This is a genomic window from Agrobacterium vaccinii (genome assembly GCF_021310995.1).
Classification (GTDB): Bacteria; Pseudomonadota; Alphaproteobacteria; order Rhizobiales; family Rhizobiaceae; genus Agrobacterium; species Agrobacterium vaccinii.
In genome coordinates, this window is record NZ_CP054150.1 from 1,297,551 (window position 1) to 1,309,601 (window position 12,051).

Sequence of the window (12,051 nt, forward strand, 5' to 3'; positions counted from 1 at the left end):
TGGGTTCCTCAAGGCATGTCCACAGCTATCTTCACCTTTTGTACTCTTTTTTGCCTGTCTGTTGCGATCGTGCCAGCCTCGGCGCAAAGCACCAGCGGGCCGCTGAAACCCTTCAAGGACGAGCTGTTTTCCAGCCAGACGGTACTGTCCACCAGCGATAATGGCGCATCTGAAGTCATCGATTATCAGGAAATGCGCGACATCAACGGGCGTGACGAAACGCCGGAGCGCCGTGTGAAGCGGCAATATGTCGATCTCGCGCCCAAGAAATTCCAGGCGCTGGAAACGATCTCGGTCGGGGGCAGGGCGCTGGACGTTGGTCGCGTGGGTGCCGCTTCCGGTCAGGCTTTCACCCTCATCTTCATCCACGGACGCGGCGGCGACCGCAGGCTGGGCATGAACGACTATACATTCGGCGGCAACTTCAACCGTCTGAAGAACCTCGCTGTTGCTAATGGCGGCACCTATTATGCGCCGAGCGTGAAAAGTTTCGATGAAAAGGGCGTGGCCGATGTCGCAGCCCTGATTTCAGATGCAAAGGCAAAATCCGGTGGGCGTCCCGTCATCCTCGCCTGCGCCTCCATGGGCAGTTTCATCTGCTACGGCATCAGCCGCGACAGCAAAGCGGTATCCGATCTGAAGGGCATGGCCATCCTTGGCGGCGCGGTCGATCCCGATTTTCCCAAAAGCGCGTTTGCGAAGGCCAAAAAGCCTCTCTGGTTTACGCATGGCAGCGAAGACAAGGTGTATTCGGCAGACCAGCAAGCCACGATGTTCCGCTCTTTGCTGAAGGCCGGGCAGCCGGTTCGCTTCACGCTGTATAAGAGCGGAACCCATGGAACGCCTGTGCGGATGACCGACTGGCGCTCCGTCTTGAACTTCCTGATCGCGCGTTGAGACGGAAAATAGTGTCTGACACCGAAAGCGAACGAAAAATAGCGATTTCGCGCAAGGTTTTCCCCGCAAATCGTTCTTTTTTGTACCAAATCTCGACCGTACGTTTTAAGAGGGACGGGTAATCTGATGTTGTGGCGCTTTCTGTTGAAGCGAGCGCCTATCAAGCAAAGAGGAATGGATCGCTTATGACCCCTGATGTTCGCCCGCTCGTCGCTGGAAACTGGAAGATGAACGGAACGCGCGAGTCGCTTGATCAGATCAAAGTGATGGCCGAAGGTGTCAAAGGTTCCCTTTCAGAAAAGGTGGATGCGCTGATCTGCCCGCCCTCGACGCTTCTTTATGTGGCAACGGCGCTGTGCGATGACAGCCCGCTGAAAATCGGCGCGCAGGATTGCCACCAGAACGCGTCGGGTGCCCACACGGGCGATATTTCCGCTGAAATGATTGCCGATTGCTTCGGCACACACGTCATCGTCGGCCACTCGGAGCGCCGCACCGACCACGCCGAGACCGACCATCTGGTGCGCGCCAAGGCATCCGCTGCACACGCCGCAGACCTCGTTGCCATCGTCTGCATCGGTGAGACGGTGGATGAGCGCAAGTCCGGCCAGACGCTGGATATTCTCAAGCGCCAGCTGGCCGGTTCCCTGCCGGATGAGGCGACTGCCGCAGATACTGTGATCGCCTACGAACCCGTATGGGCCATCGGCACCGGCCTGACGCCGACCACGCAGGACGTTCGCGAGGCTCATGCCTTCATGCGTGATGAACTGGTCAAGCGTTTCGGCGAAGAAGGCAAGGGCATGCGCATTCTCTATGGCGGCTCCGTCAAGCCGGGCAATGCGCTGGAATTGATGGGTGTCGAGAATGTCGATGGCGCGCTGATCGGCGGTGCCAGCTTGAAAGCATCCGACTTCCTGTCCATCTATGCGGCATACGAGAAATTGACGGCTTGATTTTTTAGGTAAAGCAACCCGGCTTTCGTCTCGCAGGGGCTTGGAATACGCTTTCGCCTCATGTAAAGAGCCGCAAACTTCTTCATTGTGCTCCTGATGGGGCATGGAATGGATTGTCATGCAGAACGTACTGATTGTTATTCATCTCATGATCGTGCTGGCGCTCGTCGGCGTGGTTCTGATCCAGCGTTCCGAAGGCGGTGGCCTTGGTATCGGTGGTGGCTCGGGCTTCATGTCCGCTCGCGGTACGGCAAATGCCCTGACGCGCACCACGGCCATCCTCGCGGCACTGTTTTTCGCAACGTCCCTCGGCCTTGGTCTTCTGACCCGCTACGAAGCGCGCCCGACCGATATTCTGGACCGTATTCCCGCCACGCAAGGGCAGGGTAACGGCATTCTGGATACGCTTGGCCCATCGTCTGGCGCACCGGCAACGCAGGCTCCGGCTGAAGGTGGCGTGCCATCCTCCAGCAACGGCGCTGCCGCTCCTGCCACAGGCACGGCACCTGCTCCGGCTCCCGCCACTCCGGCCCCTGCGACACCGGCTCCGGCCAACAACGCAGTCCCAACCGGCCAGTAAAACCGGTTCAATCCTATCACTCCGGCAGGCCAAAAGCCTGCCGGTTTTCTTTTGTTCACATTCCGGCCAAGCGTAGCCCTTCATCAACAGATGAATGTGGGCGTTCAGAAATTTGGGCTGGCGGAATCACTCTTTTAAAGGTAAGCGGTAAATCCCATGGCGCGATATGTATTCATCACAGGCGGCGTGGTCTCCTCACTTGGTAAGGGCATTGCGGCCGCAGCACTCGGAGCGTTGTTGCAATCCCGTGGTTACCGGGTGCGGCTTCGCAAACTTGACCCCTATCTCAATGTCGATCCCGGCACCATGAGCCCCACCCAGCACGGTGAGGTATTCGTGACCGATGACGGCGCGGAGACCGACCTCGATCTTGGTCACTACGAACGCTTCACGGGGCGCTCGGCCACCAAGACCGACAACATTACCACGGGTCGCATCTACAAGAACATCATCGACAAGGAACGCCGCGGCGATTATCTCGGCGCCACTGTTCAGGTCATTCCGCATGTCACGAACGAAATCAAGAATTTCGTGACCGAAGGCAATGAGGAATACGACTTCGTCATCTGCGAAATCGGCGGTACGGTGGGTGACATCGAAGCCATGCCGTTCATGGAAGCCATCCGTCAGGCCAAGAACGACCTGCCACGCGGCACGGCGATCTTCGTGCACCTCACGCTGATGCCTTACATTCCAGCAGCCGGTGAACTGAAGACCAAGCCGACGCAGCACTCCGTCAAGGAATTGCAGGCGCTGGGTATTCACCCCGATATTCTTCTGGTGCGTGCAGACCGGGAAATCCCTGAGGCCGAACGCCGCAAGCTTTCGCTGTTCTGCAACGTGCGCCCATCCGCCGTAATCCAGGCGCTGGATGTGGCCAATATCTATGACGTTCCGATCGCCTACCACAAGGAAGGTCTCGACAGCGAAGTGCTGGCCGCCTTCGGCATCGAGCCTGCGCCAAAGCCGCGTCTTGAGCAGTGGGAAGAGGTCTGCAACCGCATCCACACTCCGGAAGGCGAAGTGACCATTGCCATCGTCGGCAAATATACCGGCCTGAAGGATGCGTATAAGTCGCTGATCGAGGCCCTGCATCACGGTGGCTTTGCCAACCGCGTCAAGGTCAAGCTGGAGTGGATCGAGTCGGAAGTCTTCGAAAAGGAAGATCCGGCACCTTATCTCGAAAAGGTCGACGCTATCCTCGTTCCCGGCGGTTTCGGCGAGCGCGGCTCCGAAGGCAAGATCCGTGCGGCTCAATACGCTCGCGAGCGTCAGGTGCCCTATTTCGGCATCTGCTTCGGCATGCAGATGGCCGTCGTGGAAGCGGCCCGCAATCTGGCCGGTATCGAGGCGGCCTCATCCACCGAATTCGGCACGACATCCGAGCCGGTCGTCGGCCTGATGACCGAATGGGTGAAGGGCAACGAGCTCGAAAAGCGCAACGCAGCCGGCGATCTCGGCGGCACGATGCGCCTGGGCGCCTACAAGGCGTCGCTCAAGAAAGACACCAAGATCGCCGAAATCTACGGCTCCACGGACATTTCCGAGCGCCACCGCCATCGCTACGAAGTCAACGTAGACTACAAGGACCGCCTCGAAAACTGCGGCCTCGTCTTCTCCGGCATGTCCCCGGACGGAGTTCTGCCGGAAACGGTGGAATACCCCGATCACCCATGGTTCATCGGCGTGCAGTACCACCCCGAACTCAAAAGCCGCCCCCTCGACCCGCACCCGCTGTTCGCGAGCTTCATTGAGGCCGCGCTGGAGCGGAGCCGGTTGGTTTGAGACAATAGAAAAAGATAAGGCCGCAGTGATGCGGCCTTTTGGTTTTAAATCTGCTTGCACCCGCTGCGGACGGCCGCTTCAAGCGACGTTGTCTTACCTGGGGCCGAGAGCGGTCCTTCCGTTTTCCGATTTCCCAGCGACCTGCATGTCCGCAATGACGGCGCCAAGCGGAAGACGCCTTTCAGACCTTGTCTGTTGGCAGCAATTGGGCTCTCTAGGAAGTACCGCTTTACGAGAGATGCGGCTAAGTAAGCGCTAGTTGTCATAGGAGAAGCCCTTGCAGAGTCTTAAATATGGACGGTGGCTCAATGAGCCCACAAAAGCAAATTCTTCTGCTAACGAACTTTCCGTAACGACGGACGCCAACACGGATTTTTGGCGCGAGACACACTATGGCTTTGTGCGCGACAGCGGCCACTTCTACGCATTCCAGACCGGTTGCGATTTCACCGCCCAAGTTCGAGTCCAAGCGCATTTTGAACATCTTTACGACCAGGCTGGCCTCATGATCAGGCTCGACGAAAGACGGTGGGTCAAGACCGGGATCGAGTTCTCCGACGGATATGGCTTGCTCGGCAGTGTGTTGACTGATGAAGCCTCCGACTGGGCAACGGGGCGATATGAGGGCAACCCATCAGATTTCTGGATAAGGGTGACCGTCCAGAGCGGCGTTCTAAGAATACAAGCTTCAGGCGATGGGCAGACTTGGCCACTGGTCCGCCTTTGCCCATTCCCAGAAGCGGATCATTATCTAGTTGGCCCAATGTGCTGCACTCCCGAACGTGCAGGCTTGGAGGTAAGATTTAGTGAGTGGCAATTGGGGTCGGCTTTGGGTAAAGACCTCCACGACCTGACGTAACTGCCAATGCGCTTTAAAGAGAAGTCGCAGCGTCGGCTTCTCGCACAGAGGCTAGGAGAGTTTGTCGGGAATGATGACCGCTTTCACGAACCGCAAACGAAGGCGTGTACGGCCGGTATGAAGGCACAAAACTGGCTTCAGAGTTTCAGATAGGAATTTGCGGTTAGAGCCAAGTGCTGTCTTTAGCTGCACGGCAACAACTGACATTTGAAGTTGGTGTCCGTCAATACGTAAGCACAATCTCAAACTCGCCACTCCGACCAACATGATACGGTGCACAACTCTCAATGGCTCGCATTATTGCGTCTTGAGCGTCATAAAGCCTCTGGTCTGAGTCACGTCCTTTGACTTCAACTAGCGTCACCGCTCCGTCATGCGTAAGAGCGATTCGTACCGGTACTGAAACCGGCGCTCCGTCATTCCCCCGTTCCATGCACCGCTGCACTTCTTTTGCGAGCCTAATGCTTTCTTCGCTTGCTTGCGAGCACCCCGCAAACGCAGTGACGACTACGAGAATTACACTTTGCAACAGTTTCAAATGTTTGCTCCACTGTCCCTCTACAACCAGAATGGTTAGAAGCCGCCGATAATTACCACACCAGTTCAACGGTGTTTAGGATTGGCGTTGAAACGACAGCTCTTGCCAAAATTGGGCAGTACCAATCTATTTGTGCGTTACCGCAACCGCACCACCAAACACTCCCCACCAGCCTCCAACTCTTCCGCAAACGGCGCGCGCACGATCAAACAATCCGACTCCGCCATGATCTTCATCATCGACGAATCCTGCTTGGTGAAGGCCTCGACAACCGGCTGACCATCTTCGTGGCCAACGATGCGCGCACGCAGATAATCCTGCCTCTGGTCGTTGGACTTCAGCGTCGTGGCGGTCCTGGCTTTGGCTTCGCGAGACGTGATCTGGCGGTGGCTGAGTTTTTGGATGAGGGGTTCCAGAAACAGCAGGCTGCAAACGAGGCTGGCGACGGGGTTGCCGGGGAGGCCTAGCACCTGCATGGCGCCTATGGAGCCGACCATCAGCGGTTTGCCGGGGCGCATCGCGATGCGCCAGAAGTCGAGCGTCATGCCCTGCGCCTTCAACGCGGACTGAACGAGATCGTGGTCACCAACCGAGGCTCCACCCAGCGTGACAAGGACGTCGGCCTTGGCGGCGATGGCTTTGTCGATTGCGGCGCGGATAAGGGCTTCGTCGTCGGTCACAATGCCGAGGTCGAGAACGTCGGCGCCTGCTTTGCGTGCCAGTGCTGAAACGCCGAAGGTGTTGGAGGCGATGATCTGCGCTGCGTTGGGCGTGCCACCGGGGGCAACCAGTTCGTCGCCCGTTGCGAGGATAGCGATCAGCGGTTTGCGGAAGACGCTGAGCGTCGCGTGGTTCATGGCGGCGACAAGGGTGATGTCGGTGAAGCTCATCTCCGTTCCGGCCTTCAGGCCCGTTTCGCCCTCGATAAAATCCTGTCCGCGTGGCCTGATGTGCCTGCCTGCGGTCACCGCAAATGTTGTGCGGATTTTGCCGGGCTCCAACACCTCGGCGTCTTCCTGAATGAGAACGGCATCCGCCCCCGCTGGCACAATGGCACCGGTAAAAATGCGCACGGCTTGGCCTTCGCCAACGACGCCGTCAAAGGCGTGACCGGCGGCTGATTCGCCGATGACATCGAGCACGGCACCGATCTGCGGCGCATCGGCAGCGCGCAGGGCGTAACCATCCATAGCGGATGCATCGAAAGGTGGTTGGGTAAGTCGGGCGGTGAGGTCTTGGGACAGCACGCGGCCATCGGCTTGATCGAGCGTGACGGTTTCCGTGCCGGTCACCGGAATGGCTGCGGCCAGCAAGCGCGCCTGTGCGTCTGCAACGGGCAAGAGGGCAGGTTTCATCATGGGTCCTCTCGCATGTCTTGTGCTGTCGGTTTGCGCCGTAGCGCTGCTTATCTCACAGTTTGAAATGCCCGGATTTGCCGCCGCTCTTTTCCAGAAGGCGGATCGAGCCGATTTCCATGGTCTTGTCGGCGGCCTTGGCCATATCGTAAATGGTCAGGCACGCCACGGAAACCGCGGTCAGTGCTTCCATCTCCACGCCGGTCTTGCCGGTCAGTTTCACGGTCGCCTCCACGCGCAGGCCGGGCAGGGCGTCGTCTTCTGTAATATCCACGACGATCTTGGTCAGAATCAGCGGATGGCACAGCGGTATGAGATTGGGCGTCTGCTTGGCGGCCATGATGCCCGCCAGCCGCGCCGTGCCGATGACATCGCCCTTCTTGGCGTTGCCGTCACGGATCAGAACCAGCGTTTCCGGCTTCATCTTCACATAGCCTTCGGCCACCGCAACGCGCGTGGTCTCGGCCTTGTCGCCAACATCGACCATATGGGCCTCGCCGGAGGCGCCGATATGAGTGAGTTTGGGCTCGGTGCTCATTCCGCTGCCATGATGTCGTTGCGGCCCGTCAGCAGCATGCGTGTGGCGGCGGTAACGTCGTCCTTGCGCATCAGGCTTTCGCCAACCAGGAAGGTGGTGATGCCGGATGCCTGAAGGCGCGTGCAATCCTCGAAGGTGAAGACGCCGCTTTCGCCCACCAGCAGCTTGTCCTGCGGCACCAGCTTCGCCAACCGTTCGCTGACATCGAGGCTGACCTCGAAGGTGCGCAGGTTGCGGTTGTTGATGCCCAGCAGCGGCGAGGCGAGCTTCAGCGCGCGCTCGGTTTCTTCCTCGTCATGCACTTCAACCAGCACATCCATGCCCAGCGAGAACGCCTCGTCCTCAAGACGTTTCGCCTCGTCATCGGAAAGCGATGCCATGATGAGAAGAATGCAGTCTGCACCCCAGGCGCGGGCTTCATGCACCTGATAGGTTTCGAACATGAAATCCTTGCGCAGTGCGGGCAGGGCGCAGGCGTTGCGGGCGTTTGTCAGAAAATCCGGGGCGCCTTGAAAGCTTGGCGTGTCCGTCAGCACGGACAGGCAGGCCGCACCACCAGCTTCGTAGGCCTTGGCCAGCGCGGGCGGATCGAAATCCGGGCGGATGAGGCCTTTCGAAGGGCTGGCTTTCTTGATCTCGGCAATCAGGCCGAAGGTGCCGTTGTCCTGTCGACGCTTGAGCGCCTGATAGAAACCGCGCGGTGCGGTCTGGTCGGCAGCCATGGCTTTCAGATCAGCAAGGGACACCTTTGCCTTGGCAGCAGCGATTTCCTCGCGCTTATAGGCTTCGATCTTTGTCAGAATATCGCTCATGATAGTGCCTTACTCTTCGTTCGATACGGCAACCAGCCGGTCCAGCGCCGTAGCGGCCCGGCCATCGTCCAGCGCAGAAGCTGCCAGCTTCATGCCATCGGCCAGCGTCTCGGCCTTGCCCGCAACAACCAGCGAGGCTGCGGCATTGCACAGCGAAATATCGCGATAGGGATTTTTACGACCGCCCAGCACCTCGCGCAGGGCTGCCGCATTGACCACGCCATCACCGCCCTTGAGGTCATCGATCCCAGCTGCGTCCACGCCGAAATCTTTCGGCGTCAGCTCAAATGTTCTGATCTTGCCGTCTTCCAGCGCGGCCACATGGGTGGTGCCGGTGGTGGTGATTTCATCCAGACCGCTGCCATGCACGACCCACACACTTTCCGAACCCAGATCGCGCAGCACTTCGGCCAGCGGCACCAGCCAGTGCGGGGCAAATACGCCGAGAAGCTGTTTCTTTGCGCCTGCTGGGTTGGAGAGCGGGCCAAGCAGATTGAAAATCGTGCGTGTGCCCAGTTCCACCCTGGTCGGGTTGACATGGCGCATGGAGGAGTGGTGGCGCTGCGCGAACATGAAGCCGAGACCGGCTTCGCCGATGCAGCGGCTGATCAGCTCCGGTTCGATATCGAGCTTGACGCCGAGAACGGAGAGCGCATCTGCCGTGCCGGATTTGGAGCTGAGCGCGCGGTTGCCGTGCTTTGCCACCGGAACGCCCGTGCCTGCCACGATGATGGAGGCCAGCGTGGATATGTTATAGGTCCCAAGGCCATCGCCGCCCGTGCCCACTATATCGATGGCATCGGCAGGCGCGGTGACGGGCAGCATGCGCGCGCGCATGGAGGACACGGCACCGACGATTTCATCCACCGTTTCGCCACGCACCCGCAGGGCCATGAGAAAGGCACCGATCTGCGATGGCGTCGCCTCGCCGGACATCAGCACGTCGAAGGCCTGCCGCGCTTCTTCGCGGTTCAGGCTTTCGCCATTGGCCACCTTCGCAATCAGCGGCTTCAATTCAGCCATGTCGTCACGTCCCCTGGATGGATTAAAAGGCGGTCATGGCCTGGTCTGCGGCAGCCTGATTGATGGTCACACCATAGTCATTCTGAAGGCGGTTGACCATTTGATCCAGCATGTCGTCACCGGCAGCAGTCGCCATTGCGGTGACCTGCTGGTCGTTGTTGTCGAGTGCGTCTGATGGCGTTGTGGTGTTGACCTCAGTCACCTTAAACAGCACGCGGCTGGAACCATCCGTATCGGGAGCCGTGCCGACAAGACCCTGTGCGCCTGCAAACACGGCGGAAACGGCCTGCTGACCGAGAACCGCGTCTTCGCTCGTGCGGCGAAGACCCATCTTCGTTTCCACGGCCAGTCCCATCTCACCGGCGATTGCGGCCAGCGTTTCGCCCTTGTCGGCGCGCGCTTTCAGTTCTTCTGCCTTGGCGGCAAGGGCTGTGCGCTGCTGTTCGGCAGTCCAGTCTGCAACGACCTGTTCCTTGACTTCGGCCAGTGTGCGGTCACGAGGAGGCGTGATCTGCTGGAGGTCGAACCAGACATAACCATCGCGACCGATATTGACGGCTGGCGCATCGCCACCCTGTTCGGCCTTGAACACTTCGGTCACCAGCGCTGGCGTCGGCAGACCTTCGACGGCATTGCCCCTTTCATCTTCGCCATTGGCGTCGATGGAATTGACGGTCACAGGCTTCAGCTTGAGTTGCGTTGCCGCATCCGACAGGGAGGAGCCGCCGCCACGCAGGTCTTCGTAGCGGTCGTGAACATTGTTCAGCTCTTCAGCGGCATTGGCGGTTGCCAGATTGGTGCGAATTTCTTCCTTCGCCTCATCCAGCGTCTTCATGCTTTCGTTCTTGATGCCCGTCACGCGCAGGATAACCGGGCCGAAAGCGCCATCGACAACCGGCGAAACACCGCCATCTTTCTGAATGGCGAAAGCGGCCTCGGCAATCGACTGGTCGGGAATGGTGTCCTTGGTGAACTCGCCAAGGGTCACGTCGGCGGGCTGCTTGCCCTGATCCTTCACGACCTGGTCGTAAGTGGTGGTGCCAGCCCGAATCTGCGTGGCGGCTGCCTCTGCCATTTCCTTGTCGGCAAATGTCAACTGTTCGATGGTGCGGCGACCAGCGGTGCGGAAGTTGTCCTTATGGCCTTCGTAATACTCCGAAATCTGCTGGTCCGTGATCGTGGTCTGGTCCGCGATGTCGGATGGCTCGAGCTTCACATAGGTGAACTTGCGATACTCAGGGGCGCGGTACTTCGCCTTGTTGGCTTCGAACCATGGCGCCAGCACGTCATCGCCAGGGGCTTTGACCGGGTCGATATTGGCGTTGGACAGCAGCACGTATTCGATGGAGCGCTGTTCATCACGGTACTGCTTCAATGCATCGACCAGAACCTGCGGTGGCTTGAAGCCATCCGAGATGGCGTCGACGATCTGGCCACGCACGGCAACCTTGCTGCGCTCCTTGACGTAATCGTCTTCATTGAAACCGGCGCCACGCAGACGCTGGCTGAACAGCGCGCGGTCGAACTGACCGCTCGGCGATTTGAAGGCAGGATCTTCGGCGATCAGCGTCGCGAGGCGATCTTCCGAAAGGCCGAGGTTCATTTTCGAGGCAAGCTCGTCCAGTGCCGCACCGGCGGAAAGCTGGCTGAAAACCTGGCGATCAATGCCGAAGGCCTTGGCCTGCTCCGTCGTCAGCCGGGTGCCGAACTGGCGACCGACATCGGCAAGCTGTCGCTGATAGGCAAAGCGGAACTCGTTCGGCGTCACCGTCTGGTCACCCACCGTCATCACGGCATGCGAACTGGTGGTTACCAGAGAGGCGGAAACGCCCCACACGCCGAAGGACAAGACGAGGAGGAGAAGAAGAATCTTGGCCGCCAAAGTACGAGAAGCATTTCTCAGGGAATCGAGCATCGCTATGCAAACCTCACAATATCGCCCGTTACGCCGGGTCTATGGGGCTTCCTTAAATCAATCCACCTTGAAATTGAAGGCTAAATTCTGCTCAAAAGCGCCTGATCGCAAACGAAGGCGTGAGCAATCGCGTTTGCTGGCGGGTTTGATGGTGCGGCAGGTAGAAAGGCACAAAAAAACCGCCTCTGAAAGGGCGGCTCTTTGCGTCCGGGCAGTTACGCCCGGCTGGTGAAGTAATTGACGCTTAAAATGACTTGCTGCGCGCAAGCATCTCTCTGAAGTGCTCGTCTTCTTTCTGCGACTCCGTAACTGCGGAGATGACCGAGGCCACGAACATTGCGCTGATGAGGGCCGCAAGCAAAGTCAGAAAGGTAAGCATAGCATAACTCCAGAGTTACGTATTTATTACTCCCGCTGGATCAATAGTAATTCATATATTGAGTGCGGGATGTGAGCTGTGGGAAGTCAGGGCCGTTCTGTTCCGGCTTTTGACCGTAAAGGCTGAACGTCGTTGCTACCATCGCGATAACCAACATTGTCCAGGCAGTGCTGATCACGCCGATTTTCGCCGAAGTAGACTGTTTTTCTCTGATAAACATGTGTCCGTTCCTTTACCTGCGATCTGAACGCGCGATACCTGATCCAGTTCCGCGTTATTGTTAAAAATCGATTAGCATCGCGCCTCTGAAGCGTTGTTGAATGCTTCATTCATCTGGCGTTCAGAAAACCGGCAGTGCACGTCAATCCATGAAGACATATTCGACGACAAAGGATGTCGCGATTGTCAGGGCTA

The 12,051-nt window shown here is 58.5% G+C and carries 11 protein-coding genes; 5 read left to right on the top strand and 6 right to left on the bottom strand.

Annotated elements, in window-relative coordinates; translation table 11 throughout:
• Nucleotides 1-15 precede the first annotated feature (15 nt).
• From HRR99_RS06605 to HRR99_RS06625, 5 genes are all read left to right on the top strand, one after another.
• Entirely contained in the window at nucleotides 16-897 is an 882-nt protein-coding gene (locus HRR99_RS06605) for an alpha/beta hydrolase (protein ID WP_233123192.1), read from the top strand.
• A gap of 185 nt (nucleotides 898-1,082) precedes the next feature.
• The gene (tpiA, locus tag HRR99_RS06610) at nucleotides 1,083-1,853 is read left to right on the top strand and encodes a triose-phosphate isomerase (protein ID WP_233123193.1); all 771 of its coding nucleotides are present in this window, start codon (nucleotides 1,083-1,085) and stop codon (nucleotides 1,851-1,853) included.
• Nucleotides 1,854-1,971: 118 nt separating this feature from the next.
• Nucleotides 1,972-2,433: a preprotein translocase subunit SecG gene (secG, locus tag HRR99_RS06615; RefSeq protein WP_111839108.1), complete on the top strand. Its 462-nt coding sequence runs from the start codon at nucleotides 1,972-1,974 to the stop codon at nucleotides 2,431-2,433.
• 156 nt (nucleotides 2,434-2,589) lie between these two features.
• Nucleotides 2,590-4,218, top strand: coding sequence for a CTP synthase (locus HRR99_RS06620; protein ID WP_111839069.1), 1,629 nt, complete (start codon nucleotides 2,590-2,592; stop codon nucleotides 4,216-4,218).
• A 277-nt stretch (nucleotides 4,219-4,495) separates the two neighbouring features.
• Nucleotides 4,496-5,077 carry a DUF1349 domain-containing protein gene (locus tag HRR99_RS06625; RefSeq protein WP_233123194.1) on the top strand — a complete coding sequence of 194 codons (582 nt, stop codon included), beginning with the start codon at nucleotides 4,496-4,498 and terminating at the stop codon, nucleotides 5,075-5,077.
• Nucleotides 5,078-5,752: 675 nt separating this feature from the next.
• Here HRR99_RS06625 and HRR99_RS06630 read toward each other — a convergent pair.
• From HRR99_RS06630 to HRR99_RS06655, 6 genes are all read right to left on the bottom strand, one after another.
• Nucleotides 5,753-6,970: a molybdopterin molybdotransferase MoeA gene (locus HRR99_RS06630; protein WP_233123447.1), complete on the bottom strand. Its 1,218-nt coding sequence runs from the start codon at nucleotides 6,968-6,970 to the stop codon at nucleotides 5,753-5,755.
• 55 nt (nucleotides 6,971-7,025) lie between these two features.
• Complete coding sequence (gene moaC / locus HRR99_RS06635) at nucleotides 7,026-7,508, bottom strand: cyclic pyranopterin monophosphate synthase MoaC (protein WP_233123195.1); 483 nt, start codon at nucleotides 7,506-7,508, stop codon at nucleotides 7,026-7,028.
• On the bottom strand, nucleotides 7,505-8,320 hold the full coding sequence (gene trpC, locus HRR99_RS06640) for an indole-3-glycerol phosphate synthase TrpC (protein WP_233123196.1): 816 nt from the start codon (nucleotides 8,318-8,320) through the stop codon (nucleotides 7,505-7,507). The genes moaC and trpC overlap by 4 nt, the downstream gene beginning before the upstream one ends.
• 9 nt (nucleotides 8,321-8,329) lie before the next feature.
• Nucleotides 8,330-9,343: an anthranilate phosphoribosyltransferase gene (gene trpD / locus HRR99_RS06645; RefSeq protein ID WP_233123197.1), complete on the bottom strand. Its 1,014-nt coding sequence runs from the start codon at nucleotides 9,341-9,343 to the stop codon at nucleotides 8,330-8,332.
• Nucleotides 9,344-9,365: 22 nt separating this feature from the next.
• The gene (locus HRR99_RS06650) at nucleotides 9,366-11,258 is read right to left on the bottom strand and encodes a peptidylprolyl isomerase (protein WP_233123198.1); all 1,893 of its coding nucleotides are present in this window, start codon (nucleotides 11,256-11,258) and stop codon (nucleotides 9,366-9,368) included.
• Nucleotides 11,259-11,677: 419 nt separating this feature from the next.
• Nucleotides 11,678-11,857, bottom strand: a complete 180-nt coding sequence (locus tag HRR99_RS06655) for a hypothetical protein (protein ID WP_111839076.1) — start codon at nucleotides 11,855-11,857, stop codon at nucleotides 11,678-11,680.
• Nucleotides 11,858-12,051: the final 194 nt, after the last annotated feature.

Bases quoted from the DNA above. Each gene is read 5' to 3' on its own strand.
- HRR99_RS06605 (WP_233123192.1), top strand. From the start codon at position 16: ATGTCCACAGCTATCTTCACCTTTTGTACTCTTTTTTGCCTGTCTGTT.
- tpiA (WP_233123193.1), top strand. From the start codon at position 1,083: ATGACCCCTGATGTTCGCCCGCTCGTCGCTGGAAACTGGAAGATGAAC.
- secG (WP_111839108.1), top strand. From the start codon at position 1,972: ATGCAGAACGTACTGATTGTTATTCATCTCATGATCGTGCTGGCGCTC.
- HRR99_RS06620 (WP_111839069.1), top strand. From the start codon at position 2,590: ATGGCGCGATATGTATTCATCACAGGCGGCGTGGTCTCCTCACTTGGT.
- HRR99_RS06630 (WP_233123447.1), bottom strand. From the start codon at position 6,970: ATGAAACCTGCCCTCTTGCCCGTTGCAGACGCACAGGCGCGCTTGCTG.
- moaC (WP_233123195.1), bottom strand. From the start codon at position 7,508: ATGAGCACCGAGCCCAAACTCACTCATATCGGCGCCTCCGGCGAGGCC.
- trpC (WP_233123196.1), bottom strand. From the start codon at position 8,320: ATGAGCGATATTCTGACAAAGATCGAAGCCTATAAGCGCGAGGAAATC.
- trpD (WP_233123197.1), bottom strand. From the start codon at position 9,343: ATGGCTGAATTGAAGCCGCTGATTGCGAAGGTGGCCAATGGCGAAAGC.
- HRR99_RS06650 (WP_233123198.1), bottom strand. From the start codon at position 11,258: ATGCTCGATTCCCTGAGAAATGCTTCTCGTACTTTGGCGGCCAAGATT.
- HRR99_RS06655 (WP_111839076.1), bottom strand. From the start codon at position 11,857: ATGTTTATCAGAGAAAAACAGTCTACTTCGGCGAAAATCGGCGTGATC.